The organism is Corynebacterium sp. ES2775-CONJ, assembly GCF_024814515.1.
Classification (GTDB): domain Bacteria; phylum Actinomycetota; class Actinomycetes; order Mycobacteriales; family Mycobacteriaceae; genus Corynebacterium.
In genome coordinates this window covers 374368-400025 of sequence record NZ_JANUXT010000002.1, presented here as the reverse complement: position 1 = coordinate 400025, position 25658 = coordinate 374368, and the positions used below count along the sequence as shown (strand labels likewise).

General features: G+C 53.4%; 25 protein-coding genes. 11 read left to right on the top strand and 14 right to left on the bottom strand.

What is annotated here, in order from left to right; translation table 11 throughout:
• The 4 genes from NXT01_RS04035 to NXT01_RS04020 form a co-directional block, all read right to left on the bottom strand.
• Positions 1–595: hypothetical protein (locus tag NXT01_RS04035; protein ID WP_259077711.1), on the bottom strand; the 595-nt coding region annotated here is incomplete at its 3' end.
• A 70-nt stretch (positions 596–665) separates the two neighbouring features.
• Complete coding sequence (locus NXT01_RS04030) at positions 666–1460, bottom strand: hypothetical protein (RefSeq protein WP_259077708.1); 795 nt, start codon at positions 1458–1460, stop codon at positions 666–668.
• Positions 1451–2149, bottom strand: coding sequence for a hypothetical protein (locus NXT01_RS04025; protein ID WP_259077705.1), 699 nt, complete (start codon positions 2147–2149; stop codon positions 1451–1453). Before NXT01_RS04025 ends, NXT01_RS04030 begins: the two co-directional genes overlap by 10 nt.
• A 61-nt stretch (positions 2150–2210) precedes the next feature.
• The gene (locus NXT01_RS04020) at positions 2211–3437 is read right to left on the bottom strand and encodes a hypothetical protein (RefSeq protein ID WP_259077703.1); all 1227 of its coding nucleotides are present in this window, start codon (positions 3435–3437) and stop codon (positions 2211–2213) included.
• Positions 3438–3820: 383 nt separating this feature from the next.
• Here NXT01_RS04020 and NXT01_RS04015 point away from each other — a divergent pair, with 383 nt between their 5' ends.
• The 3 genes from NXT01_RS04015 to NXT01_RS04005 all read left to right on the top strand — a co-directional run bounded on the left by NXT01_RS04015 (position 3821) and on the right by NXT01_RS04005 (position 6026).
• Positions 3821–5185: an MFS transporter gene (locus tag NXT01_RS04015; protein ID WP_259077702.1), complete on the top strand. Its 1365-nt coding sequence runs from the start codon at positions 3821–3823 to the stop codon at positions 5183–5185.
• A 92-nt stretch (positions 5186–5277) separates the two neighbouring features.
• Positions 5278–5781, top strand: a complete 504-nt coding sequence (locus NXT01_RS04010; RefSeq protein WP_259077701.1) for a DUF421 domain-containing protein — start codon at positions 5278–5280, stop codon at positions 5779–5781.
• A gap of 65 nt (positions 5782–5846) precedes the next feature.
• Complete coding sequence (locus NXT01_RS04005) at positions 5847–6026, top strand: hypothetical protein (RefSeq protein ID WP_259077700.1); 180 nt, start codon at positions 5847–5849, stop codon at positions 6024–6026.
• Between the two features lie 184 nt (positions 6027–6210).
• On the opposite strand, the gene NXT01_RS04000 is transcribed toward NXT01_RS04005, so the two are convergent.
• From NXT01_RS04000 to NXT01_RS03970, 7 genes are all read right to left on the bottom strand, one after another.
• A complete protein-coding gene (locus tag NXT01_RS04000) occupies positions 6211–7044 on the bottom strand; it encodes a cytochrome c biogenesis CcdA family protein (protein WP_259077697.1) in 834 nt (277 codons plus the stop codon).
• A 6-nt stretch (positions 7045–7050) separates the two neighbouring features.
• Positions 7051–7950: a thioredoxin domain-containing protein gene (locus NXT01_RS03995; RefSeq protein ID WP_259077694.1), complete on the bottom strand. Its 900-nt coding sequence runs from the start codon at positions 7948–7950 to the stop codon at positions 7051–7053.
• Between the two features lie 47 nt (positions 7951–7997).
• Positions 7998–8861 (bottom strand): glucose-1-phosphate thymidylyltransferase RfbA, encoded by an 864-nt coding sequence (gene rfbA, locus NXT01_RS03990; RefSeq protein WP_259077692.1) that lies wholly within the window; start codon positions 8859–8861, stop codon positions 7998–8000.
• Positions 8862–10208 (bottom strand): dTDP-4-dehydrorhamnose reductase, encoded by a 1347-nt coding sequence (gene rfbD, locus NXT01_RS03985; protein WP_259077683.1) that lies wholly within the window; start codon positions 10206–10208, stop codon positions 8862–8864.
• Positions 10205–11200: a dTDP-glucose 4,6-dehydratase gene (gene rfbB, locus NXT01_RS03980; protein WP_259077815.1), complete on the bottom strand. Its 996-nt coding sequence runs from the start codon at positions 11198–11200 to the stop codon at positions 10205–10207. Before rfbB ends, rfbD begins: the two co-directional genes overlap by 4 nt.
• An 11-nt stretch (positions 11201–11211) precedes the next feature.
• Positions 11212–13218: a prolyl oligopeptidase family protein gene (locus NXT01_RS03975; RefSeq protein WP_259077680.1), complete on the bottom strand. Its 2007-nt coding sequence runs from the start codon at positions 13216–13218 to the stop codon at positions 11212–11214.
• 147 nt (positions 13219–13365) lie between these two features.
• A complete protein-coding gene (locus NXT01_RS03970; protein WP_259077677.1) occupies positions 13366–14430 on the bottom strand; it encodes an alpha/beta hydrolase family protein in 1065 nt (354 codons plus the stop codon).
• 636 nt (positions 14431–15066) lie between these two features.
• Between NXT01_RS03970 and lpdA the strand changes: the two genes are divergently transcribed.
• From lpdA to NXT01_RS03930, 8 genes are all read left to right on the top strand, one after another.
• A complete protein-coding gene (gene lpdA, locus NXT01_RS03965; RefSeq protein ID WP_259077675.1) occupies positions 15067–16482 on the top strand; it encodes a dihydrolipoyl dehydrogenase in 1416 nt (471 codons plus the stop codon).
• Positions 16483–16857: 375 nt separating this feature from the next.
• A complete protein-coding gene (locus NXT01_RS03960) occupies positions 16858–17625 on the top strand; it encodes a succinate dehydrogenase cytochrome b subunit (protein ID WP_259077664.1) in 768 nt (255 codons plus the stop codon).
• 22 nt (positions 17626–17647) lie between these two features.
• Positions 17648–19663 carry a fumarate reductase/succinate dehydrogenase flavoprotein subunit gene (locus NXT01_RS03955; RefSeq protein WP_259077660.1) on the top strand — a complete coding sequence of 672 codons (2016 nt, stop codon included), beginning with the start codon at positions 17648–17650 and terminating at the stop codon, positions 19661–19663.
• Positions 19663–20412 (top strand): succinate dehydrogenase/fumarate reductase iron-sulfur subunit, encoded by a 750-nt coding sequence (locus tag NXT01_RS03950; RefSeq protein WP_259077657.1) that lies wholly within the window; start codon positions 19663–19665, stop codon positions 20410–20412. Before NXT01_RS03955 ends, NXT01_RS03950 begins: the two co-directional genes overlap by 1 nt.
• A gap of 109 nt (positions 20413–20521) precedes the next feature.
• Positions 20522–20872 (top strand): hypothetical protein, encoded by a 351-nt coding sequence (locus NXT01_RS03945; protein ID WP_259077655.1) that lies wholly within the window; start codon positions 20522–20524, stop codon positions 20870–20872.
• 244 nt (positions 20873–21116) lie between these two features.
• A complete protein-coding gene (locus NXT01_RS03940) occupies positions 21117–22412 on the top strand; it encodes a DUF445 domain-containing protein (protein WP_259077652.1) in 1296 nt (431 codons plus the stop codon).
• 80 nt (positions 22413–22492) lie between these two features.
• Positions 22493–22777 (top strand): DUF2516 family protein, encoded by a 285-nt coding sequence (locus NXT01_RS03935; RefSeq protein ID WP_259077650.1) that lies wholly within the window; start codon positions 22493–22495, stop codon positions 22775–22777.
• Positions 22778–23305 carry a hypothetical protein gene (locus NXT01_RS03930; protein ID WP_259077647.1) on the top strand — a complete coding sequence of 176 codons (528 nt, stop codon included), beginning with the start codon at positions 22778–22780 and terminating at the stop codon, positions 23303–23305.
• 180 nt (positions 23306–23485) lie between these two features.
• Here the strand turns inward: NXT01_RS03930 and NXT01_RS03925 are convergent, their stop codons facing one another.
• The 3 genes from NXT01_RS03925 to NXT01_RS03915 are packed head-to-tail and all read right to left on the bottom strand — an operon-like array spanning position 23486 to position 25656.
• On the bottom strand, positions 23486–24286 hold the full coding sequence (locus NXT01_RS03925; RefSeq protein WP_259077646.1) for an LmeA family phospholipid-binding protein: 801 nt from the start codon (positions 24284–24286) through the stop codon (positions 23486–23488).
• Between the two features lie 45 nt (positions 24287–24331).
• Positions 24332–25138, bottom strand: coding sequence for a class I SAM-dependent methyltransferase (locus NXT01_RS03920; RefSeq protein WP_259077643.1), 807 nt, complete (start codon positions 25136–25138; stop codon positions 24332–24334).
• A 14-nt stretch (positions 25139–25152) separates the two neighbouring features.
• Positions 25153–25656 carry a DUF2505 domain-containing protein gene (locus tag NXT01_RS03915; protein WP_259077642.1) on the bottom strand — a complete coding sequence of 168 codons (504 nt, stop codon included), beginning with the start codon at positions 25654–25656 and terminating at the stop codon, positions 25153–25155.
• Between the last annotated feature and the right edge of the window lie 2 nt (positions 25657–25658).

Below are 25658 nucleotides of genomic sequence, written 5' to 3'. Positions count from 1 at the left end.
GTTCGTCGCTAAACGCTCGGGTGGAAAAGTTTATAGTGCCGTTAGTCGTACTCGTTGCGGCAGTGCACCTGATGTAGAAGCCTGCTTTACCATTGGTTAAGTTTGAGTAGAAGTAGATGCGGGGGTGGCGCCCCTCGAAATCGAAGTCTAAAAGAGTTCCCAAACTGCGCTGCGTCTCGTATGACAGGAGGCCCGTCATGACTTGGTATTCGACGCTTCGGTATTCAGGGATGGGATCGAAGGAACAGACCGATTCTTTGAATTGAGAGTCTCTTTCGGTTTCTGAGCTGTCGTGGGCGCGCAGCCCGATGCCAGCGAGTTCTTCGAGGGTGAAGCGGTCGCAGAAATCATGAACAACAAGGTCACGATCTGAGCGGTCGTATGCTTCTTGGTAACCCTCGAATCTGGGGTCATCAGGGTCCACATCGACTGGCTGCACGGTGGGGGCAGTAGTCTCGGGTGCGGTGTTAGCTGCAGTGCGAGACACCGTTGCCGTTTCAGTTTCCTTTGGTTCGTTTGGCCCAGAAGAATCTGGTGTGCACGCGCTAGCGCTAAGGAGTGCTGTGGTGCTGAGGAGGGTGAGTAGTTTGTTCATCAGGGTCGGCGTTTCTGTGATCGTGAGTGCGATTGGATTTAGCTTGCTGTGGCGGTGGGGTTGAAGGTGATCATGGCCATGGGACTCCGCTGAGGTTGATCAGCTCGATGAGTTTGTCGTGTGAGTGTTGACAGGTGCTAGCGGCATCGTTGAAGCGCGCATCAGGGATAAGTTCGTCGCTGAACGCTTCGGTGGAAAAGTTTATAGTGCCGTTAGTCGTACTCGTTGCTGCAGTGCAACTGATGTAGAAGCCTGCTTTACCATTGGTTAAGTTTGAGTAGAAGTAGATGCGGGGGTGACGCCCTTCGAAATCGAAGTTCAAGAGTTGGCCCAGATTGCGCTGCGTCTCGTATGACAGGAGGCCCGTCATGACTTGGTATTCGACGCCTGGGTATTCAGGGATGGGATCGAAGGAACAGACCGATTCTTTGAATTGAGCGTCTCTTTCGGTTTCTGAGCTGTCGTGGGCGCGCAGCCCGATGCCAGCGAGTTCTTCGGAGTTAAAGTGATCGCAGAAATCATGGACAACAAGGTCACGATCTGAGCGGTCGTATGCTTCTTGGTAACCCTCGAATCTGGGGTCGTCAGGGTCCACATCGACTGGCTGCATGGTGGGGGCGGTAGTCTCGGGGGTTTGGGGTGCTTGGGGTGCGGTGTTAGCTGCAGTGCGAGACACCGTTGCCGTTTCAGTTTCCTTTGGTTCGTTTGGCCCAGAAGAATCTGGTGTGCACGCGCTAGCACTAAGGAGTGCTGTGGTGCTGAGGAAGGTGAGGAGTTTGTTCATCAATGCTCGGCGTTTCTGTGATCGTGAGTGCGATTGGGTATAGCTTGCTGTGGCGGTGGGGTTGAAGGTGATCATGGCCATGGGACTCCGCTGAGGTTGATCAGCTCGATGAGTTTGTCGTGTGAGTGTTGGCAGGTGCTAGCGGCATCGTTGAAGCGCGCATCAGGGATAAGTTCGTCGCTGAACGCTTCGGTGGAAAAGTTTATAGTGCCGTTAGTGGTGCTCGTTGCTGCAGTGCAACCGAGGAAGAAGCCTGCTTTAGCATTGGTTAAGCTGGAGTAGAAGTAGATGCGGGGGTGACGCCCTTCGAAATCGAAGTTCAAGAGTTGGCCCAGATTGCGCTGCGTCTCGTATGACAGGAGGCCCGTCATGACTTGGTATTCGACGCCTGGGTATTCAGGGATGGGATCGAAGGAACAGACCGATTCTTTGAATTGAGCGTCTCTTTCGGTTTCTGAGCTGTCGTGGGCGCGTAGCCCGATGCCAGCGAGTTCTTCGGTGGTGAAGCGGTCGCAGAAATCATGGACAACAAGGTCACGATCTGAGCGGTCGTATGCTTCTTGGTAGCCTTCGAATTTAGGGTCGTCGGGGTCCACATCGACCGGCTGCACGGTGGGGGCCGTGGTGGGGGCAGTAGTCTCGGGGGTTTGGGGTGCGGTGGTGCGAGACACTGTTACTGTTTCGGTCCTATCAGGACCTGGTGGATTTGGTGTGCACGCGCTAGAACTAAGGAGTGCTGTGGTGCTGAGGAGGGTGAGGAGTTTGTTCATCAATGCTCGGCGTTTCTGTGATCGTGAGTGCGATTGGGTATAGCTTGCTGTGGTGGAGAGGCTATGGCCACTGTATTCCGCTGAGGTTGATCAGCTCGATGAGTTTGTCGTGTGAATATTTGCAAGTACTGGCGAGATCTCTTAGGGGTGTACTAGGGTCCAATAAATCTTTGTAGACAAGTGTCGAGAAGGATAATGTGCCGCTGGTAGTGCTTGTAGCAGCGCTACAATCAAAATTTTCGTCCGTCTCCCCATTGGGTAAATATGCAAAGAAGTAGATGCGGGGGTGACGCCCCTCGAACTCGAAGTCGAGAATAAGGCCAGCTGAGCGATTTTTTTTGTACGGTACTCCGTCGGTTGCGATGAGGTGAACGATATCTGGGTTTTCAGGGAAGGGCTTGAATTGGCAGACCGTGAGTTTCGTCTTCGGCGACTTGCTAGTTTCAAAAGTCTCATCTTTTTGTAGTCCGATACTGGCGAATTCTTCGGGAGTAAAGCGGTCGCAGAAATCATAAGGGACAAGATTGGGGTCTGAATAGTCGTATGCTTCCTGGTAGCCTTCAGACGCAGGATCGTTGGGGTCTATATTGACTGGCTGCATGACAGGTTGCGGCCACCTTATTCCGCTGAGGTTGATCAGCTCGATAAGTTTGTCGTGTGAATGTTTGCAGGTGGTGGCACTATCGTTGAAGTACGCATGTGGGTTAGTGGCGTTTTTGGAAACTTTCGTTGTGAGGTTTACTGTGCCTCCCGAGGTGCTCGTTGCAGCGGTGCAATTGAAGAGTTCACTCGACTCACCATTTTTTTGGGGTGATTGAAAGTAGATGCGGGGGTCCTGTTCTTCGAATTCGAAGAGCAAAAGACGGTTAAGTTGGTGGTATAAGTTGTGCTGTGTGAAGTTTGTCGCGACCGCATAGAGGACGTTGGGGTCTTGTGGATAGGGCTTATAGTCGCAGCTCGATAAAAACCCATCAGGGCTCCGCTCTGTCTCGGAGCTTTCGTCTTCTTGTAGTCCGATGCTGACCAGTTCCTCGGGGGTGAAGCGGTCGCAGAAATCATGGAGGACGAGGTTGGGATCAAAATGGCTGAAAGCTTCGTGGTAGTCTTCGCCCCTAGGGTCGGAGCGGTCTATGGTAATCGGTTGCGTGACGGGTGCAGTGGCGGGAGCTGTCGCCACGTTCAACTTGGACGGGTTGGTGGAATCGGCGTTGAGCTGTGGGGCATCGTTCGTACATGCGGTGAGAAGGGTAAGGCAGCCGCCTAGTATTCCAACTGGCAAGAATTTCATAGCTAGAGTCCTTCGGTCGTTGAATTTCGCGAGAGTAGCTGTATGTAAACCGTTGGACTGCGAATAAGCGCAATCGGTTCCCTGAATGTGGGAGAGACTTGGATATGTCGGTGTGAGGCGAACCTGATCACATACATGGGGAGATATATCCGGGTTAATCCAGATTTATGCAGTGAATCGCATTGTGAAGTCCGTGTGTGGATGCTAGCGCCCCTGTGGGAGGGGGACTTTAGTCACATCGTAGGCTTTACTCATGTTTTTATTAGGTTTTCATTAATATTATTCATATAATATGTGCGGCTTTTTGGCGATATCTAATTCATCGCAAGCTGACGTATTTTGCAATAAATGCGCCTCCTACAATCTAGTAAAGGAGCATTTCAGTGCTGACATGGCTACACACCCCGCCAGCTGCACCACGGTTGCCTCAAGCAGAAATCGACCGTAAATATCCCCGCCTCCGATTCCAAGTTTTCATGGGAATCTTCCTCGGGTATGCAGGCTTTTATCTTATCCGCAACAATATTTCGACTATCGCGCCGTTGCTTCTTGATGAAAATGGCGTCATCGATAAGCCCGCTGTCGGCATTATCGCCAACGCTGTATTGATCAGCTACGGGTTATCCAAATTCTTCAGCGCTATGGTTTCCGACCGCTCCAATGCGCGATACTTCCTTCCGTTGGGTCTGGGCCTGTCGGCCATTATGAACCTCATCGTCGCCTTTGTGCCGTGGGTTTCGGCCAGTGTGGGTATCTTTGCCACCGTTATGTTCATCAATGGATGGTTCCAGGGTATGGGCTATCCTCCGTGTGGGCGCGTTGTAGTTCAGTGGTTTAGTACTAACGAACGCGGCTGGAAAGGCTCATTGTGGAATACCTCCCATAATCTCGGCGCTGGCGCCCTGCCCTTCCTCGTCGCTTTTGGTTTGCACCTTACTGAGCAAAACTGGCGTGCAGCATTCTGGGTACCCGCTGTTGTGGCGCTTGTCGTCGCAGTTATCTCCTTTGTGCTCATCAGGGATAATCCTACCGCTGTGGGCTTGCCGCCAATTGATGAGTACCGCAATGACCCGCCTAAAGTCGCCGAAGACACCAATAATGGGTTGGGAATTTCCACCCGTGAACTGGTATTCAAGCATATCTTGACCAATAAGATCATCCTGCTGCTCGCCATCGGTAATGTCTTCGTTTATGCCTTGCGCTACGGCGTTCTTAACTGGGTGACTACCTATCTCTCCGAAGTGCACAATATGTCGATCACCAGCGGATTGATTAGCTTTGGGGCTTTCGAAATCGCCGGATTTATAGGCACGATTCTGTGTGGTTGGACGTCCGATAAAATTTTCAATGGTAATCGCAGTGCTTCGATCCTGCTCTTCACCACGGGTGCTGGCCTATCTATTGCGGGCTATTGGCTCATGCCTGTCGGCACCCCATTTTTGGTCATGGTGCTATTTGTCGCCCTCATCGGTGGATTCATCTATGGTCCCGTAGGCCTCATTGGTCTCCAGGCTCTAGATCTATCACCTGCTAATGTCGCCGGGACCGCCGCAGGTTTTACCGGTTTATTTGGTTATCTTCTCGGCGCTACCTTAGCGTCTACTGGTGTCGGCTACCTCGTGGAATACGCTGGCTGGGACGTGACCTTCATGGTCTTCCTCGGTTTCGCCGTTCTGATCTTCATCATCTTCCTTTTCATTCGAAGGGAAGAAAATGCTCTACTTGAACGTCGGAAGATGATGATCTAGAGATTTTCACCGAAAGGGCGGGGTGCACGCACACTCCGCCCTTTTTATTACCCGAATAAATAGCCCTGAGCATATATGCCATACTGCTGAGTATGTTCTTTGATTCTTGGTTTTCTCTGATTCGTATTCTTGTTATTGGTGTGCTGACCTATTTCACCATCGTTGCCATATTGCGCATGAGTGGTAAGCGAACCCTCGCGCAGCTCAATGCTTTTGACTTTATTATTACAGTGGCTCTCGGCTCGACTGTTGCGAGCATTATTCTCAGTACGGATGTGACATATTCTGAAGGACTGCTCGCCCTTGGCCTCTTGGCGTGCCTGCAGTTTGTAGTTGCACGAGCAAGCTCCAATAACTCTAGGATCCGGCGCATTGTCACCTCTCCACCTGCACTTCTTGTCCGAGACGGTGAGCCGCTACTCGATGTTATCCATACTCACCGTTTGAGCGTTGCCGGAGTTGAACAGGCGATTCGCCAAGCGGGGTATGGTGGCTTCGACCAAATATTCGCCGTTATCTTGGAATCCAATGGTCAGCTCAGTGTTATCCCCCACAGTAATCGAGGCGATGGAAGCGCATTAACTAATCTCTACTGATCAATGAGCACATTGTGAGTGTCCGTAGAGCTCGATCCCGTCATGGGTAAACCGTTAAGTTCAGAATGAATAGGACTACAGTGCGGAGACTATCGATTGTGTGCAATGGTTATGGTGTGCCGCACGGAAATAATCGCCCGCTTCCTATCATTGGTTTTGCCGCATTCGGCAAAACCGAGAAAATTGTGCACCGTGCACTGCCCCGCCTCGCTCACAACTGGTGGTACCTCAGCGTGCCTCGGTAGTGATGCGGCAGGTCCATATATACCCGGTGACTTAGGTTTTCCCCCACATCCTAAGATTCAGCGCACGCGCTAGGTGACTGGTGAGAATATGAGTTTCGCTAGCGTGCGGCTGTCGCGGGTCTGGCCTTGATTGCCTAATTAGGACATCAAAAAGGAGACTTTCCCCAAGGGAATGTCTCCTTTTCTACTTCTCACGCTCGCTGGTGCTCGTGGCGGGAGATTTTTTCAGAATATAAATGATCAGTCCTAAGGCTACCAGGAGCGCACACCCGAGAAGGACGAGGACATCCGAGATGGGACCAAGGTTGACAACAATCCATCCTTGAATCTCAGCTTGAGTATCAATGCTTATTGCGGACGGAAGATGCGTTGTGCCTTTGCTGAAGATGAAGAGCAGTCCAATGCCTATAAAGAGAAGCCCGGAAAGCATCGACATTGTATTCAGGCGAAGAGGACCACATATCAGCGTCCGGCCGCGCAACCACGATCGTGAACTCATATCAAAACGCTCCCATACTAGCGCTAAACATATGAGGGGAACGGTCATTCCAAGAGCATAGACGGCAAGGATGAGCGCTCCGTAGAGGGCGCTACCACCCACCACGGCTGTGGTGAGCACAGCACCTAAGAGAGGGCCGGCGCAGAACCCCGAGAAGCCGTAGATGGCTCCGAGGAAAAACGTCGCTGGATACCCACGTCCTGTGACTGCAGCTCGAGGACCTAGTCGAAATCCTCCTCCAAAGAAGCTAATTACTCCCATGATGCAAATGAGGACGCCCCCGTAGACAATGAGCTCGTGACGGTAGGTGTTCAGAAAGCTCCCGAGGGTTCCGGCCCCCGCTCCTAAGGGGACGAGAACTGCCAGCAATCCGAGGAAAAATACCCCTGTGCGGCTTAAAAGCTGTGCAGGCGCGCTAAATGCATAGGCGAAAAATGCTGGGAGTAAAAGTGCTGAACAGGGGCTGAGTAAGGCAAGGACGCCTCCGAGGAAGGCGCCCAGTAATCCAAAATCAATCACGATCGTTTAATTCTTAGCCTTTTCTAGCTCGGCGTCGATAACTTGTTTGAAAATTTCAAATGGTTGAGCGCCGTTGACGAACTGCCCACCAATAACAAATCCTGGGGTGCCCGTGATTCCCAAAGAAGCCCCATAGCTGCGGGCCTGGTCAACAGCCTCGTCGAAGGTTGCGTCCATCGCTTCTTGCTTGAATTTATCTAAATCGGGCACTCCTGCTTGACGTGCGAAATCCATAAAATTCTCTATGGTGTTGTGGGGGTGACCCGGGACAGATTGCGAGGCAGTGAACAGGGCGGCTAAGAATTCATGGAATTTACCCTGAGCCGCAGCAGCGCGAGCAGCTTTAGCGGCTGCGATCGAGTGATCACCATTAATAGGGAAGTCATTCCACTCAATACGCACCAATCCCTTATTCACATACTCCTGCATAATTTTAGGATGGGTCTCATTAGCGTGGCGCGCACAGAAGGGGCACTCAAGATCGGAGAATTCGCTGATGACTACGGGTGCGTCGAGGGCTCCAATAGCAAAGGGATCGGCTGGATTGCGGCGGTGGACATTCATGATATCCTCAGCGCGTTTCACTTCAGCCCCAGGTCCGTACATGGTGGCGTCGATAGTAGCACTATCCGTATTGGGGGCAATAGCCTGGCTGCCAGGAGTAGCCTCAGCACCAGCAGGAGCAGCCTCAGTTGCGGGATTGGGGTCGACGCTCGTCGGGGCCGCAGCTGTGGTGCTGATCGTCTCAGCTGGAGCTATGGCAGGTTCGCTACTACCTTTGTTATAGCCTAAGGCATAGCCGGCGAGACCGGCGACGGCGATGAGGGTAATAACAAGCGCCCAGATCGCCGGAGATACGCTGGCGAAAGCCGATTGCTTCGCGGGCGGATGAATAGGTGTTGCCATGGATGAATCTTTCTCTGTTAGGGTTTGTCCAAGTTTATCAGCGTCTGTTATTTCAACGTATTAAGCAGGAGGGCGCCATAACCTGATTTCGCGTATCGACGCTGCGCTAGATGCTTTAATTCCTCGGCACTAATGAAGCCCTGATGGTAAGCAGTGGCTTCGGGGGATCCGATGACAATCCCTGTGCGTTTTTCCAAAACCTCAACATAGGAGCTAGCTTCGCTCAGGGAATCGAAGGTGCCAGTATCGAGCCATACGTCACCTCGAGCCAATTTGACCACGTTAAGATGACCAGCCTGTAAATAGGCCTGGTTAATCGCGGTAATTTCTAATTCGCCGCGCTGCGAAGGGGTGATGGACTGCGCAATCTCCACCACCCGGTTGTCGTAATAGTAGAGACCTACCACTGCGAAATTCGACTGCGGCGCGGCGGGTTTCTCCTCAATGGAGGTGGCGCGCCCTTGATCATCAAAGGTCACCACTCCATAGCGCTGGGGATCTCTGACCTCATAGGCGAAGACTATTCCGCCATTAACTGAGCTGATGCTTGAGAGGCGCTCAGTCAGCTGGGAGCCGTGGAAAATATTATCACCGAGCACTAATGCAACATCATCGTTTCCGATAAAGTCAGCGCCAATGCGAAAAGCATCCGCGAGCCCCCGCGGTTGATCCTGGATAGCATAGCTAATGCTGATTCCGAGGTGGCTGCCGTCGCCTAAGAGGCGACGAAAGTGCTCGATATCGAAAGGAGTCGTAATAACGAGGATCTCTTTCATGCCCGAACTCATCAGTGTTGAGAGTGGGTAGTAGATCATAGGCTTGTTATAGATGGGCATCAATTGTTTCGAAATGCCTTGGGTAATGGGGTAGAGGCGGGTACCTGAGCCGCCGGCAAGAATGATGCCCTTCATTTAGATCATCTCCTCGAATGCGAGTTGCCAATCGCGTGGATAAAAGCCCGTGGCCTCAATCTTCGCTAGATCTAATACAGAATACTGTGGCCTCGGAGCCACCGCCTGATATTCAGCGCTGGTACAGCGGCTCACCCGTGAGGGATCGTGACCGGAGCGAGAAAATACTCGTTGAGCAATCTCGTACCAGCTCACCACCGGCCCGGAATTGCTGAGGTTATAGGTGCCATAGGGAGCCTGAGTATGAAGGAGGTGCACGATACCCGAAGCGATTTCATTGGCAAATGTTAAGCGCCCAAATTGGTCGCCCACAACCTGTGGATTAATCCCTGTGCGAGCAAGGGTGGCCATGGTGGTCATGAAATTTTTGCCGTCGCCAACTACCCAAGACGTGCGGATAATATAGTGCTTGGGGTTTCGGGCCGCAGCGATATCCCCAGCCGCTTTGCTGTGACCGTAGACATTAAGCGGCGACGGAATATCCATCTCGGTATAAGGATGCGCTGTGTCGCCGTCGAAGACATAATCAGAGGAAATATGAACCAGGCACAGGTCATAGTCACGGGTAATATCAGCTAGTGCCCCCACTGCCTGTGCGTTAGTAGACCACGCTTTTCTGCGGTCGGTTTCGCAAGCGTCAACGTTAGTATAGGCAGCCGTATTAATAATCGTGGAATATTTGGTGAAGTCGATGCCAGAAGCAGCCGGCCTCTCAATATCGAATTCTGCCCGCGTGAGGTAGTGCGCATCGGGGAGGATACGACGCAGGGCCGTGGCTACCTGGCCGTCAGCGCCAGTGACAAGAACCTTCTTATTCGGTACCGGTAGCGCCTCATCTAGCGGTGGGTGGTGGCGATCTTTTTCGGAGATTTCGGTAACAGGAAGAGGCCAAGAAATTTCGTCGAGGTTGGTAAAACTGTAGTGGGCCGTGGGAGACCAGTGGGCATCAACGAGGTAGCTATAGCTGGTTGCCGTGAGGGCCTGAAATCCATTGGCTACTCCGCGCGGTACGAAGACAGCTTCGCCGGGGCTTAGGCGGCAGTGGAATTGGGTTTTGAAGGTAGGGGAATCGGCGCGCAGGTCGATCCACGCCCCCTCGACCTCACCGGCGGCGAGGGAGATGAGCTTATTCCACGGTTCGGCGTGCATGCCGCGGGTCACTCCCGGGCGCTGGTTAAAGGAGATATTGTGTTGGACGGGTCGGAAATATTTTAAAGCCAGCGGTGCGAGATCGAGGTTCTGAAATTTTTCGCGCTGCCAATTCTCCTTGAACCAGCCACGGTTATCACCGTGGAGGTCGAGGTGGATGATGGCTAGATCTTTAATAGGCGTGAGGGTGATATTCATGAGTGTCCTTTGCGCGCATAGGTGGCCTCGACACGCTCTTTATCTCCTTCCCACCAACTGCGGTGGGTGGTGTACCAGTCAATAGTGTCCAACAGGCCTGCGCGCATGCCGGTGTCGGTATCGGTAAAGCGTGGTGCCCAGCCTAGTTCGGAGCGCAATTTGGTGGAATCAATCGCGTAGCGCATATCATGCCCCGGGCGGTCGGCGACATGCTCATAACTGCCCGTACCCATGAGTTCGCAGATCAGTTCAATGACCTGCTTATTATTCACGTGGTCGTTATCGGCGCCAATAACGTAGCTTTCTCCGATCGTGCCACGATCAATAATCATATTGACGGCGTCATTATGATCATCGACGTGGATCCAATCACGCACTTGAGTGCCTGAACCATAGAGTTTCGCAGGTTGGCCTATGAGAATATTGGTGATCTGGCGGGGGATAAATTTCTCTATGTGCTGATAGGGGCCGTAATTATTGGAGCAATTGGACAAGGTCGCGGCTATGCCGAAGCTGCGGATCCAGGCCTGCACCAGGTGATCGCTTGAGGCTTTACTCGCGGAATAAGGAGAGGATGGCCTATAAGCGGTGTGCTCGTGAAAACGCGCCGGGTCGTGCAGGTCTAGGTCGCCGAAGACTTCGTCGGTGGAGATATGGTGATAGCGGGTCTGGTGGCGGCGGACGGCTTCTAGGAGTGTATAGGTGCCAATAATATTGGTGTGAATAAAGGGCCACGGATCGGCTAAAGAGTTGTCATTGTGGGATTCGGCGGCAAAGTGAACCACGATATCGTGGGTTTTAACAAGCTCGTCGACAAGCTCAGTATTGGTGATATCTCCTATAACGGTGGTGATATCTAGGCCCTCAAGGTTAGCGGGGTTGCCTGCGTAGGTGAAGGAATCGAGACAGGTGATCTCGTAGTGGGGGTGAGTCGAGAGCGTGCGCCGGATATAGTTGCTTCCAATAAAACCGGCGCCGCCAGTGACGAGCATTTTCATAGTATTTATCGTACCGCGCGCAGCCTCTTCTTCATCCAGCTGTATACAAGTGCCTCCATAAAAGCCGATTGGGCATTATCGGCGGCACCTGCGTGACCACCTTCGGTGTTTTCGTAATAGGTAAGGTCCTGGCCAGCCTGAATGAGGGCGTGGCTGAAGAGACGAGCATGGGCGGGGTGGACGCGGTCGTCGCGGGTGGAGGTTGTTACCAGCGCCGGGGGATAGATCTGGTCGGATTTCGGAACCACGTTCTCTAGTGGTGAGTATGCCTGGAGATAGGGGCGTTCCTCAGGATTATCAGGATCGCCATATTCTGCCATCCAGGAGGCACCGGCAAGGAGGGTGTGATAGCGCAGCATATCGGTCAGTGGAACCTGTATGACCGCACCGCCGATTTTTTCGGGGTAGTGGGTAAGCGCGACCGCGCTTAATAGGCCTCCATTGCTACCGCCGCGCACGAATGTGGTCTCGGGTCGGCTATAACCGCGGTCAACGAGGTCATCGAGGATTGCCTGATGATCTTCGTAGACTTTGTAGCGGTTCTCCTTTGTTGCCTGGTTATGCCACCCAGGGCCAAATTCGCCGCCCCCGCGTAAATTGGGTTGCACGAAGTAATAGCCATCTTCCAGCCAGCCGATGCCCCGTGCCCCGCTATAGGCTGGGGTAAGGGAGACTTCGAAGCCCCCATAGGCATAGACCAGAGTGGGCTTGGGTTGCGGTTGATCAAAGACGCCAACAATGAAGTAGGGGATCTGAGTACCATCAGCGCTTCGTGCCCAGTGTTGCCGGGTCTCGATTTTCGTGGCATCGAAGAAGGTGGGGGCCTGGGCAATTTTTTCTAAAAGGGAGGCACCTTGGCGGTATAAGGTGTCGGGTTGGCTAAAGCTGGAACAGCTCAGCCATACTTCATCGCCGTATTCATCGGCTGAGATTATTCGTGCGGTTGTCAGCTGCGGAAGATCTAAGGTGCGCTGGGCAAAGCTGCGCAAATCAATCTCAATAATCGAGCTGCTGACATCTCGCATGATGGTGATATAGGCCTTGTAGCGGGAGAAATGGAGGCTCTGCAGACTCGTGTGCTCATCGGGGCTAAAAAGCACATGGAATTCTCGGTTACCCGCCATGAATTCTTCGAAGTCGATCACCCCGAGTCCGCCTGCGGGAATGGTGCAGAAATCGGTGCGGGGAACCACAAAGAGGAAATTTTCGCGCACATTCATGCTGGCATCGCCCGGCACCGGAACGGGCTCCAGCCCAGAGGGGGTGTGGACAAAGGTTGTAGAGGTATAAAAATCGATTTGGCGGCGAACAAAAACCCGCTCAAATCCTGGCGTTGGGTCGGCCCACCCCATCACCAGCAGGTCGGATTGTTCTCCAGAGTACAGTTCTTGGGCAGCGCTGATATCCTCTCCGCGGCGCCACACTCGAATCTGTCGAGGGTAGCCAGATATGGTCAGCGAGCCCGGTCCGAAATCAGTGCTGACCAGCAAGCTATCGCTGTCGATCCACGAGAGATAGGAGCGAGCCTCATCGAGGACAAAGCCATTTTTTACAAAACTCTGCGTGCAAAGATCAAATTCGCGCACGCAAGCAGCATCGGCGCCGCCACGAGAGAGGCTGACTAAAGCCACGTCTGCTTCACGGCGTATGACCACGCCCTTCCATACCCAGTTTTCCCCATCCTCGTGGGCCAGGGCATCGACGTCTATGAGTATTTCCCATTGAGTATGAGCGTCGCGGTAGCTCTCTAGCGTGGTGCGTCGCCAAATGCCGCGGGGATGGTGAGAATCGCGCCAGAAATTGTAGAGGAAGTCACCGCGGCGGGTGACGTATGCGATGCGATCAGTATTGTCATAGGCTTCTAAGATGCGACGGGCGAGCTTTTTGTCAACCTCTTTCGCTGCCCGCCCATTCAGAGTTGCTACCCAGCTTAAAGCCTCGGGAGAGTCGATAGGTTCGAGCTCCTGGGTGCTTATATTCGGTAGTGGGTGAGCGGGAGAAACAGAATTCATAGGTGATATGGGCCTTCTGACGAGCGAGTAAAGAGCTAGTGTCAGGCTACCCAACGCGACGGAGGGCGGCAATCAAACGGATAGAAAAATTCGACCCCAGCCCCCTTCTCACTACAGGGGCTGGGGTCGAATGGTCGGTTCGAGCTTTTAAGAATTGAAGGCGCGCTCGAAGGTTACCCAAGAGTTGCGCAGGTCATCTTGCCAATAACCCCACGAGTGGGTGCCGGTGGGGCGGAAATTGAAGTCCGCGGGGATGTTCAAGCTGTCCATCTTAGATTTGAGATCGTGGGTGCAGGCATTGGTGGCTGCCTCGATCACGCCACCTTCGATAATGGTGGTAGCGGCACCGACGGACTGGATTAAGGGATCTTGGCCAATCAGACGTGGGCCAGTGGGCATATCCCAGGCGCCGGCGAGTCCGGATCCGTTGGAAACGTAAACCTCGGAATTGCGTAATCCTTCAGCATTAATCACGGCATCATTATAGATCCAGGTGGGGTTGCCCCATGGACCCCACATTTGCTCGATAGTGGCTTGGCCACGTTGGAGAGTCAGTGCAATAAATCCAGTGGGTGCAGGTTTCGAGGACGCGTAGCAGCCAGAGAAGGCGCCTACAGCGTCATAGAATCCCGGATTGTGTTCAGCTAAGAGAAGCGCAGATGTTGCAGACATCGACATTCCGGCAATAGCGCGTTTGCCATTTGCGCCTAAGAGGTTCTCGATAGGGCCAGGCAGCTCTTTGGTGAGGAAGGTTTCCCAGCGCTGCTTGCCACCGAGATGGGGAACGTCCTGTACCCAGTCGGAATAATAAGAGAAGCGTCCGGCCATGGGGATGACGACGTTGATATCTTTTTCTTTGTAGAAGTCGATAGCATCCGTTTGCATGAGCCAGTTGGCGCGTCCCTCTCCACCGTCGCCACCATTGAGTAGGTAGAGGGTGGGGCGTGCGGGCTGACTGGCTTTGATAACGACTACCGGGATCGAGCGATTATCCATAGCTGGAGAGGTTGCCCACATCTCAACCACGCGATCGCCGTCAACGACACTCCGCCAGCGCGGGTTCTCATTGGTATTCGTTCCCACCGTGATCTGCGAGGTTGCCGCGTTGGCGGCGAGCTGCGCTGGGGTTATGGTGCCGGCCACGGCAGGACTAGCGCCTAAGAGTCCGAGGGCGAAAAGTGTTGCGCTAAGACGTCGGTACGTGTACTTCATAGTGATCCTTTGGGAGCGTATTTGTGCTTACTTCTCATATCATCGTTGTCAGCGCTTCAAACGTTAGCTGAGACGTGGCGAATAGACGATATTTCTGCGCTAATGGTTGCGCCATCAGTGCTCAACAGTATCACCAGTAATGTTACTAGAGTTGCTTATGATACTCGAGTGAATAACATGTGTAGATGGGCGATAGCAGGTATAGGTATAAGCGCTGATACCTTGATATAAGCATTTATAAGCACTTATAAGTGCTTATATAGGCGCGGGCAAAGCTGTTGATGTAACGCTGAAGGCCGCTTGAGCGCTGGTACTAGTTGAGAACTGTGAGCCCTCATCGGCTATTGTTTTTTAAATATATGATCCCTCGAGTAGGCAAGGAACACCATGCCCATTAATGTTATTGAGCAAATTATCGTCCAGATCAACGCCGCCCTCGGAGCCGTCCTTCACTTCGGTTCCTCCGCATCGAGTGAACTAGCGCTCATCTTGGGTCTCATCTAATCCCTAGTAGGCTTTAGGCGCCTCAAAGATCCAGTCTCGCTCGAAAGCCTTTACCCCCTTTAGGTGAGGAGGTCAAACATTTTCCCCGCATAAAAGGCGACATTCAGCGGAATTTTCCGTATCCTTGTGGGCGTGACTAAACATTATGACGTAGTAGTTCTCGGCGCTGGCCCTGGTGGCTATGTGGCCGCCATCCGCGCAGCTCAGCTCGGCAAGAAAGTCGCTGTGGTGGAGAAGCAGTATTGGGGCGGGGTCTGCCTCAATGTTGGCTGTATTCCATCCAAAGCGCTGCTAAAGAATGCTGAAGTGGCCCATATCTTCAATCATGAGAAGAAAACCTTTGGTATCGAAGGTGACGTTAGCTTTGATTTCCAAGTGGCTCACGCGCGCTCCCGCAAGGTTTCTGCAGGCATTGTCAAGGGCGTGCATTATCTCATGAAGAAGAACAAGATCGACGAGATCGACGGCTTGGGCTCTTTTGAAGATGCCACAACCATCCGTATTACTGAGGGTAAAGCAGCGGGCGAAACCCTCACATTCGATGACTGTATTATAGCCACGGGCTCCGTGGTCCGTTCCTTGCCTGGGGTGGAACTAGGCGGAAATATTGTCTCTTATGAAGAACAGATCTTAAGTGCCGATCAGCTCAAGTCCATTGTGATTGTGGGTGCCGGTGCTATCGGCATGGAATTCGCTTATGTACTGGCCAACTATGGTGTCGATGTCACCATCGTGGAATTTATGGACCGCGTTCTGCCTAATGAGGATCAGGACGTGTCTAAGGAGATTGCCAAGCAATATAAGAAGCTAGGTGTCAAGCTCCTTACCGGACATAAGACCACCGCGATCAAAGATCTCGGCGGGGACCATGGCGTAGAAGTGTCCGTGGAATCTAAAGATGGTTCTTCCTCCGATACCATTAAAGCCGATCGATGCATGGTCTCTATTGGTTTCGCCCCGCGCACCGAAGGCTTCGGTTTAGAGAAGACTGGCGTGAAATTAACCGATCGTGGTGCTATTGCCGTTGACGAGCGCATGCGTACGAATATTAAGGGTATTTATGCCATTGGCGATGTGACCGCGAAATTACAATTGGCTCACGTTGCTGAAGCACAAGGTGTGGTGGCAGCTGAAACCATTGCAGGGGCTCCAACCCAAGAGCTGGGTGATTATATGATGATGCCACGGGCAACATTCTGCAACCCCCAGGTCGCCTCATTCGGTTATACCGAAGAGCAGGCGAAGGAGAAATTCTCTGACCGGGAGATCAAGGTAGCAACCTTCCCCTTTAGTGCCAATGGTAAGGCCCAAGGTCTGGCGGAATCGGCTGGTTTCGTTAAGGTCATCGCCGATGGTGAATTCGGTGAACTCCTTGGAGCGCATATGGTTGGCGCTAATGTCTCGGAGCTGTTGCCGGAGCTGACCTTAGCTCAGCGCTTCGACCTTACGGCGGAAGAAATCGGGCGCAATGTGCATACGCACCCCACCCTTTCGGAGGCGATGAAAGAAGCCTGTGAGGGAACTATGGGTCACATGATTAACCTTTAAAGGTTCTCTTAGATAAAGGGGCGCGATCTCACAGGATTGCGCCCCTTTATGTGTACTCGAACAGGGCTTTGGTGCCTGAGTGACGCAATGTCATTTTGACGCTTACAAAAAGATCCGTCCTTTGATTGAATCCAAACGGGTGGACATCTATCGGTCGAAGCAGTATGCACCGCTTTTCAATAAGAGCATTTTAAGGGTGTGGCTTTCTTATAAAGCCAGCTCGAGGGGCTCTACCCGAAGTGAGCGACAGGTCAGGCTATCCTAATTTGCAGGTGAGAGGCTATTTTTAGCTATGTGAGGTGAATCACCTCCACGCTGTGCGAGTGGTAAAACTGTGGTCACGCCTAATAAAGTGGAGGTGACACTGGAGGTGCCATGACTATTAATAATGTTGACCGTGATGCACTCGCGCACGGTAAAATTACCGAAAAGCCGCTGCGTGAGCGGCCAAAGTTCCCAACCTGGGCGCTAAAACTAACTATGGCCATTACCGGCCTTATTTTCGCAGGTTTCGTTGTTTTCCACATGGTGGGAAACCTTAAGATCTTCCTGCCTTTCTACGAAGACGGAAGCCACCCCATCGATGTTTACGGGCATTGGCTACAAAAAGAAATTCTCTATCCGCTGGTTCCTCACGGCTGGTTCGTGTGGATCTTCCGCGGTGTCTTGCTACTCGCTCTGATTCTGCATGTCTACGGCGCTTTCGAACTCACCAGGCGCTCGAATCAGTCCCGCGGCAAATTCCGCCGCACCAACCTCATGGGCGGCATGAACTCCTTCACCACCCGCACCATGCTGGTGACCGGCATCGTGCTCTTGGCGTTCATTGTCTTCCATATCCTTGACCTCACCGCTGGTGTAGAGCCTGCAAGTAGTGACGTATTCGTCCATGGTGAGATCTACGCCAATATGGTTGCAAGCTTCTCGCGCTGGCCAGTAACGATTTTCTACGTTATTGCTATGGTGACCCTATTCCTGCACCTAAGCCACGGCATTTGGCTGGCAATTTCCGATCTGGGTGTTACTGGCAAGCGCACTCGCGCTGTGGTCTTGGCCCTGTCGTATATCGTTCCCGCAGCTGTGATGGTGGGTAATATTTCCATTCCGCTATCCATTGCTTTGGGCCTCATCGGCGCGAACTAAGAAGGACGAAAAGGTAAATCATATGAGCATTAACTCTGAAACCGTAACTCGCCCGGAGTTCCGTCACCCCGAATCCATCGTGCCAGGCGTTCGCCCTGGTACCATTTTGGAATCTCACGAGCCTAAAGGGGTTTCCACCCGTGAGATGTGGCAGTACCACAAGGACCATATGGAGCTGGTCTCGCCACTGAACCGTCGTAAATTCCGTATCCTCGTCGTTGGTACCGGACTCTCTGGCGGTGCCGCAGCCGCAGCTCTCGGTGAGCTCGGCTACGAGGTGCAGGTCTTCACCTACCATGACGCCCCTCGCCGTGCGCACTCGATTGCTGCGCAGGGTGGTGTGAACTCCGCTCGCGGTAAGAAGGTCGATAACGACGGCGCTTACCGCCACGTTAAAGATACCGTCAAGGGTGGTGACTACCGGTGTCGTGAGTCCGACTGTTGGCGCCTAGCATATGAGTCCGTCCGCGTGATCGACCATATGAATGCTATTGGTGCCCCCTTCGCTCGCGAATACGGCGGCGCCCTCGCCACCCGCTCCTTCGGTGGTGTGCAGGTCTCCCGTACTTACTACACCCGTGGACAAACAGGTCAGCAGCTGCAGCTGTCCACCGCTTCTTCCTTGCAGCGCCAGATTCATCTCGGATCGGTGGAGATCTTCACTCACAACGAGATGGTCGATCTGATCGTTACTGAAAAAGACGGCCAGAAGCGCTGCGAAGGCTTGGTGATGCGCAATATCCTCACCGGCGATCTGGTTCCTTATACCGGTCACGCAGTTATTCTTGCCACTGGTGGCTACGGCAACGTTTACCATATGTCTACCCTGGCCATTAACTCGAATGCTGGTGCCATCATGCGCGCCTACGAGGCCGGTGCCTATCTCGCATCGCCATCGTTCATTCAGTTCCACCCCACTGGTTTGCCCGTTAACTCGGAATGGCAGTCCAAGACCATTCTGATGTCGGAGTCCTTGCGTAACGATGGCCGCGTGTGGTCACCTTTGGTAGAAAAAGATGATCGCGATCCTAATACCATCCCAGAGGACGAGCGAGATTACTTCCTCGAGCGTCGCTACCCTGCCTTCGGCAACCTGGTTCCCCGCGACGTGGCTTCCCGTGCTATTTCGCAGCAGATCAATAAGGGCCTGGGTGTTGGACCGCTGCATAACTCCGCCTACCTCGACTTCCGCGATGCGATTGAGCGTCTCGGGGCCGATACAGTGCGCGAGCGCTACTCCAACCTCTTCCAAATGTACGAAGAGACCATTGGTGAAGATCCCTTCACCTCACCTATGCGTATCGCTCCAACCTGCCACTTCACCATGGGCGGTTTGTGGACCGATTACAACGAAATGACCTCCATCGAGGGTCTCTTCGCCGCTGGCGAGTGCTCGTGGACCTATCACGGCGCTAACCGTTTGGGTGCAAACTCTCTACTCTCGGCTTCCGTTGACGGGTGGTTCACCCTTCCGTTTACTGTTCCGAATTTCCTCGCCCATCACCTCGGTGAAGAGCGACTTCCAGCAGATGCCCCAGAGGCTCAAGCTGCTGTTCAGCGAGCCGCTGACCGTATCCATCGCCTCATGAATATTAAGGGTAACGATCCTCACGGCCCTGAGTATTATCACCGCAAGCTCGGTGCTATTCTCTACCGCTATTGCGGTGTGGCACGTGAAATCGATGGTCTCAAGAAGGGCATCGAAGATATCCGCGCACTGCGTCGCGAATTCTGGGCCAATATGCACGTCACCGGTCGCGCTGATGAACTCAACCAGGTGCTGGAATATGCAGCCCGCGTCGCCGACTATATCGATCTCGGTGAACTTATGTGCGTCGATGCTCTCGACCGCGATGAGTCCTGCGGTGCTCACTTCCGTGACGATCACCTCTCGCCTGAGGGTGAAGCTGAGCGCGACGATGAGAATTGGTGCTTCGTTTCGGCATGGGCTCCGGGTGAACACGAAGGTGAATTCATCCGCCACGCTGAACCACTCGAATTCGAAGCGATCCCTCTGATGACAAGGAATTACAAGTAATGAAACTGCATCTAGAAATCTGGCGCCAAGCCGGACCGACCGCGGAGGGGCACTTCGAGTCTGTCACTGTTGAAGACGCAGTTGCGCAGATGTCGATCCTGGAGCTGCTCGACCACGTGAACTCTGAGCGAATCGAACGCGGTGAAGAGCCCTTCATGTTCGCTTCCGACTGTCGCGAAGGTATCTGTGGTACCTGCGGCCTCCTGGTCAATGGTCGCCCTCATGGCTTGGAGCAAAATAAACCCGCATGCCAACAGCGTCTGATCAATGTCGCCGATGGCACCACTTTGAAGATTGAACCATTCCGCTCCGCTGCTTTCCCTGTGGTCAAGGATATGATCGTCGATCGCTCCGCCCTGGATCGCGTTATGCAAGAGGGCGGCTACGTCTCGGTAAACTCCGGTACGGCCCCTGACGCTGATACCCTCCACATGAACCACCAGACGGCAGAGCTCGCCCTCGACCATGCTGCCTGCATTGGTTGCGGTGCCTGCGTAGCAGCCTGCCCGAACGGTGCAGCGCACCTGTTCACCGGCGCCAAGCTGGTACACCTGGCCCTGATGCCGATGGGCAAGGAAGAGCGCGGTCGTCGTGCCCGCAAGATGGTCGATGAGCTAGAAACCAACTTCGGCCACTGCTCGCTCTACGGAGAATGCGCGGATGTCTGCCCAGCAGGAATCCCACTGACTGCCGTAGCCGCTATTAACAAAGAACGCGCTCGCGCCTTCTTTAGTAATAAAGAAGCCTAAAGATCCCTACCCCCGCAGTAGTGGTCAACCTCCTCGCGTGCTTGCTAAGCTTGGAGAATAACACCCTGCTGTGGGGCGATCGAAGACGAACGTGAGAGAAAGGCAGATTATGTCCGCTGCGAATAACACCACTGAGTACCCTGTATTCAATGGCGAAGAATCTAGCCGCATGCATTATATCGAGGGTTACGAGCCAGTTAGCTATGCCGCACCCCACTCGGCATTGCTGCGTACCAGCACCTGGGTCGGTATGGGATTCGTCCTCGCCTCGGTGGCAGGTTTTGGAACCTTAATCTTCGGTTTTGCGACGAAGATTTACGGCACCCAGGACAATGCTTCTTTCTTTATGCTGATCGGTGCCATCTTGGCCGTTAGCATGATGGTTATCGGCTTCGGCTTGATCTACCACGGGCGTCGCTTCAATCGGCAGTATCGTCAAGAGACTGGGCGAGTAGCCTAGCACGCCTAGCAGTTATTGCTAGGGGCACCTCCACTACGGGAGCTCACCGGCGAACCACTTCGGTTTGTCAGTGGGCTCCCGTGGCATTTCAGCAAAGGACAACCACGATATGAATAAACCCATGATCATTATCGCTATCCTAGCGAGCCTGATAACCCTGCTGACTGTGATCAGTTTTCTCGACCTAGCCAGGCAGCTATTATAAGAAATCAATCACAGCTCTCAAGAAAATCAAAGGGATGATATGAGCTTCTCCGGGGTTCCGGCCTTCAGCATGGAAGCTGAGGCCACACGGCGCATCGACTTACGTCGCCATAAAGCTCTAGCCACAGGCTTACTCATTCTCGCGGGGCTGATCTACCTAGCCTGCCAATGGTATGACACCGCTATCAACCCAGGCACCGTCTGGGTTGGCTTCGTGCGCGCTGCCGCCGAGGCTGGAATGGTTGGCGGTTTAGCGGACTGGTTCGCTGTCACTGCCTTATTTCGTTATCCCTTGGGGCTCAAGATCCCGCACACCGCCATTATTCGTCGCAAGAAGGACCAGGTGGGGCGTTCCTTAAGTGAATTCATAGGCGATAATTTCCTCAACGCCGCGCTGATTACGGAGAAAGTCGCGGCTTTGCAGCTGCCCCTGCAATTGGCGCGTTGGCTGAGTGTGGAGAAAAATGCTCGCACTGTTTCAGTTAAAATCTCGGAATTTCTTGTCAAGGCAATCTCAGCGCTCGATCCAGGTGATGCCGAGTCGGTGATCAAGAACTCTCTCATCGACCGGCTCGCCGAACCGCAGTGGGCACCACCTCTGGGCCGGGTGCTCAGCCAACTGCACCACGAAGGGCGCAGTGAACCCCTGGTCGATCAATTGGTGGCTTGGCTGCATCGTAAGGCGTTAGGGAGCGAAGCTCTGATCGCGCGACTCCTAGACGAACGCGCCCCCTCATGGGCACCGCGATTTGTCAATGAGCTGGTGGGGGATCTCGTGGCCGAAAAGGTATACCGCGAGCTCATCACATGGACAGGGACGGTCAATGCAGATAAAGATCATGAGGCTCGCCAAGGGATCCGCGATTTTATTGAGCGCTTCGCTAGCGATCTGCAATCAGATCCCACGTTGATTGCGAAAGTAGAAGAATTAAAGCAACAGTTCCTGTCCTCCACCCCGATTCACAATGCCCCGCAGCTGATGTGGCAGCATACCCGCGAAGGGATCATCACCGCGTGTTCTAATCCCGACTCCTTGCTGCGTCAGAAATTAGAAGAACTTGCACAGACATGGGGGCAACGCTTGGCTACGGATGAGGCCCTCCGCGACAGTGTGGAGCGCCGTTTTGAGTCTATTGCTGAATTCTTTGCCGATAATTATGCCACCGAGGTTACCGGTATCATCTCCGAAACGATTGAGCGCTGGGATGCTGACGAGGCGAGCGAAAAGATTGAATTGATGGTGGGTAAAGATCTGCAATATATCCGCCTCAATGGCACCTTAGTGGGTGCTCTTGCGGGCCTCGCCATCTATACAGTTTCTTATCTACTCTTCTAGGAGCTTGGTCTTTGGCCGTGGAATCCACTACGCTGGGGCTTGGATAGACTGTCTCTTTTGCCAAGAATGAGGGCGCTCGCGTGCTATATATTTCACTATTTCTTTCCTATGCCATTACGGGTGTGTACTGGGTTTTAGCGCTGTGCGCACTCATTGGTGCGGTCGAAGTGCTCTTTACGCGTGACGACGCTTTTACCGCCGCCGATCGCAAGCCCAAAATGATCTGGGCGGCTATCCTCGGTGGTTCCAGTTTTGCGGTGGCCCTGAGCCTGCCTTTCCTCTCGTGGATCGGTATTGTGATGACGGGCCTGTACTGGTTTGACGTACGTCCGCAGATAAAAAATATTATTTCCGGCAACTGGTAGATGAAGCGCTATACCACCTATCTTGATCCGCTTATAGTAGCTGCGGATATCCCCGCGAGCGGCGAGCCCATCTGCACCCCCGCTGGATTGATCGACAGTTCTTGGTCAGATAGTGCCGCGCTTATTGCCTATCCCAGCGGCAAGCACCATATGCTGGTCAAGGCAGCCGAAGCCCGACTGGCGGTAAGTCTTGGTGCACGTCTCGTTATAGTGGTAGCCGATCCGGGATTGGTTCATAGAAACCCCAATGCTTTCCTCACGGAAGCGATTATGATCCGCGAAGCAGCCTCCCACCCCACCACCATCGCGTATATGGTGGAAGCAGAACTACTTAATCCAGCGGATCTTAAAGCAATGGCACATCACGCCAAGCAAGCAGGAATTGATGCTTTGGTATCTGGAACCACCCAATCACACGCGCTCACCGATGAGCTCTTTAGCGAGTATCTGCCCACCATCAGTATGGGCCCTCAATCGCCAGAGCAAGCGATGATCTGGTTAGATACATCGTCTGCAGCCCCTTCTTAAGAAGGCCCCACAGTCGCGCAGGCCCAAGCGGGATGGCGAGGGCTCGCCCTCAACTCGCTTAAATCCCGTGCTCAGCAGTGACACCCGTGGATGTGACGGCAGTGGAACACTGTTGGGCACAAGAACTAAGTAGGAAAAAATCCCCTCGATTATAGCGAGGGGATGTCTGAGCTGGTGTCTTTAAGCTGGTACCTGCTCTTGTAAATCCTTCAAGGGAACGTCTGTACCGGCGAGGCGAAGGGACAATCCTTCGGGAGTAATCACAGCCTCGGTCACTTTCATCCGAGGACCAGCCACCTGAGCAATACCTTGATCAAGGGCCTCGGTAATGGCATTCGTGAGGTTTTCGGGGAGATCAAATCCCAATAATTGTGCATTTGTCGCCTCAAAGGTTAAATTACCTGCAACAACGACCGGTGTAAACGTCAGCACCGCAGCACCGCCTGTGAACTGCACATCAAAGGTGTTATCGGTGGCATTGGAGGAAAAACCCGTCACTGTGATGATCTGCTGCAGGAACTCCTGCGCTAGCGCCGCGATATCATCACTATCTGCCGGAGCTTCCGGCTGGTTCTCCGCCATACCCTTTTGAATCTGCGCTAAGACGAAATCATCGCTGAGAACCGTATGCATCTTAAGCGCCCCAATAGTGGCATCGGGATCTTGGCTCAGCGGCATATCGGTTATCTCAAGATTAATGCGGGGCTGTCCAGTAATGACCGGTGCTGCGCCTGAGATCCTACTAATACTGATGGTATCGGGGGCAGAGACTGCCAAATAGGGAATGCCGCCGCGCACCAAACCCAGGAGCAGAGGGGAGGAGCCTAGTTCCACGGTGGTCTCTTCCTTGGCGGTGCCGAAGGAAGACGTCAATTGATCTTTGATAAACCAACGCATCCCACCCTCAGCAACCACCAAGGTCACCACAATGAGTGCGAGGATTCCGACGACAATACTCGTGACGAGCTTTCCCTTATTCATAAGATACTAGTGTGGTCGAAAAGCCTAAGATTTTCCACCCCATCACTACTCAACCACATGCCACGGCACCGATAAGATATTATCCCGGCGCATCCGAGGCCGAGGCACCTGAAACTCTGGGTTCTCTGAGCGCAAAATCTTGGAAGCTTCAAACCAACGCACTCGAGGCCCGAAGGGGGCGAAACCACTCGCTAGATCCCACGCTCGATCCGCTGCGCTAAGCAGTGAATGGATCTTATTGCCAGGGGTATTGCGGTGGATTAAAACCTTAGGCAGGCGCTCAGCGATACCCGAGGGGGTATCTAAACTCCATGGGTTCCACGCTAGAGTCAACGATTGGGGCCCCTGTGGCGAGAGCAGCACCCATGTTGCCAATCTGCCTATCTCATCGCAGGTACCCTCGATAAAATAACCCTGAGGATCGATCCGACTGAGTACCGTATCCCAAGCTGCATGGACCTGATTCACATCATATTGCCGCAACACATTAAAAGCGCGCGCTAGCTGCGGGCGGTGCCCGGCTAATTCAAATCCGCCCTGTTCGAATTGCACGCCATCGCGTGGGGGTAATACACGCGCCGGGTCGATTTCTAGCCCAATGACTCGCATTGCGGGATTAACTGTGCGCAGCCAGCGGGCCCACTCGCAGGTGGTCGTATGGCTGGCCCCATACCCAATATCGATAGCTAAGGGGGAATCGGTCAGATGGCATGCAGCGCGAATAGCGGGCTGATGAAAAGCCCATCGGTCGGATTTGCGCAGCCGGTTGAATCCGGTGGTGCCGCGCGTAATAACGCCGATGGGCTTGGAAGTCGTGAAATCAGCGCGCTTATTATGCCCGTGATATGCCATGACTTACAAAGATTTTAAAGATGAGCTGAAATCCATTCCTCGGTCAGCTTAGCCTCGTTATTGAAAAGTTCCGCGAGTGCCTCAGCGACTTTAGGTTCAATAGCAGGTCCCATAAAAGGAATATTCACATCCACTTCATTGGCGTAGCTCAGCGTGGTGATCTCGCCCTCGCCACTGAGGTTAATGGTGCCGCGGAAGTCTACCGGCGTCCCCTTAACGTCGGCAGTGTAATCGAGGTGAGAGTTGGCGGCATTGAGGGCACCAACAGTGACCACACGCTTAACCTTGAGTGCCTGAGAAATCATCGCACGCACGGCCTCAGGGAGAATCTCTAGAGGTAGCACCTCGTAGAGGGTGATTTCGGCGCCAGACTCGGTGGCACGGAATTCGTGGACCTCGCCAGCTTCGGGGGAGAGGTGGGCTGCAATATGAGCCCAGTAATCGGCGTTGGTATAGGCTTTGTGAACCTTCTCGGCGCCGTGATTGATAGTTACAGTGTTTTCACTACGCGTTGTCATGG

Bases quoted from the DNA above. Each gene is read 5' to 3' on its own strand.
- NXT01_RS04030 (WP_259077708.1), bottom strand. From the start codon at position 1,460: ATGGCCATGATCACCTTCAACCCCACCGCCACAGCAAGCTATACCCAA.
- NXT01_RS04025 (WP_259077705.1), bottom strand. From the start codon at position 2,149: ATGAACAAACTCCTCACCCTCCTCAGCACCACAGCACTCCTTAGTTCT.
- NXT01_RS04020 (WP_259077703.1), bottom strand. From the start codon at position 3,437: ATGAAATTCTTGCCAGTTGGAATACTAGGCGGCTGCCTTACCCTTCTC.
- NXT01_RS04010 (WP_259077701.1), top strand. From the start codon at position 5,278: ATGTTCTTTGATTCTTGGTTTTCTCTGATTCGTATTCTTGTTATTGGT.
- NXT01_RS04005 (WP_259077700.1), top strand. From the start codon at position 5,847: ATGAATAGGACTACAGTGCGGAGACTATCGATTGTGTGCAATGGTTAT.
- NXT01_RS03995 (WP_259077694.1), bottom strand. From the start codon at position 7,950: ATGGCAACACCTATTCATCCGCCCGCGAAGCAATCGGCTTTCGCCAGC.
- rfbA (WP_259077692.1), bottom strand. From the start codon at position 8,861: ATGAAGGGCATCATTCTTGCCGGCGGCTCAGGTACCCGCCTCTACCCC.
- rfbD (WP_259077683.1), bottom strand. From the start codon at position 10,208: ATGAATATCACCCTCACGCCTATTAAAGATCTAGCCATCATCCACCTC.
- rfbB (WP_259077815.1), bottom strand. From the start codon at position 11,200: ATGCTCGTCACTGGCGGCGCCGGTTTTATTGGAAGCAACTATATCCGG.
- NXT01_RS03975 (WP_259077680.1), bottom strand. From the start codon at position 13,218: ATGAATTCTGTTTCTCCCGCTCACCCACTACCGAATATAAGCACCCAG.
- NXT01_RS03970 (WP_259077677.1), bottom strand. From the start codon at position 14,430: ATGAAGTACACGTACCGACGTCTTAGCGCAACACTTTTCGCCCTCGGA.
- NXT01_RS03960 (WP_259077664.1), top strand. From the start codon at position 16,858: ATGACTATTAATAATGTTGACCGTGATGCACTCGCGCACGGTAAAATT.
- NXT01_RS03955 (WP_259077660.1), top strand. From the start codon at position 17,648: ATGAGCATTAACTCTGAAACCGTAACTCGCCCGGAGTTCCGTCACCCC.
- NXT01_RS03950 (WP_259077657.1), top strand. From the start codon at position 19,663: ATGAAACTGCATCTAGAAATCTGGCGCCAAGCCGGACCGACCGCGGAG.
- NXT01_RS03945 (WP_259077655.1), top strand. From the start codon at position 20,522: ATGTCCGCTGCGAATAACACCACTGAGTACCCTGTATTCAATGGCGAA.
- NXT01_RS03940 (WP_259077652.1), top strand. From the start codon at position 21,117: ATGAGCTTCTCCGGGGTTCCGGCCTTCAGCATGGAAGCTGAGGCCACA.
- NXT01_RS03930 (WP_259077647.1), top strand. From the start codon at position 22,778: ATGAAGCGCTATACCACCTATCTTGATCCGCTTATAGTAGCTGCGGAT.
- NXT01_RS03925 (WP_259077646.1), bottom strand. From the start codon at position 24,286: ATGAATAAGGGAAAGCTCGTCACGAGTATTGTCGTCGGAATCCTCGCA.
- NXT01_RS03920 (WP_259077643.1), bottom strand. From the start codon at position 25,138: ATGGCATATCACGGGCATAATAAGCGCGCTGATTTCACGACTTCCAAG.
- NXT01_RS03915 (WP_259077642.1), bottom strand. From the start codon at position 25,656: ATGACAACGCGTAGTGAAAACACTGTAACTATCAATCACGGCGCCGAG.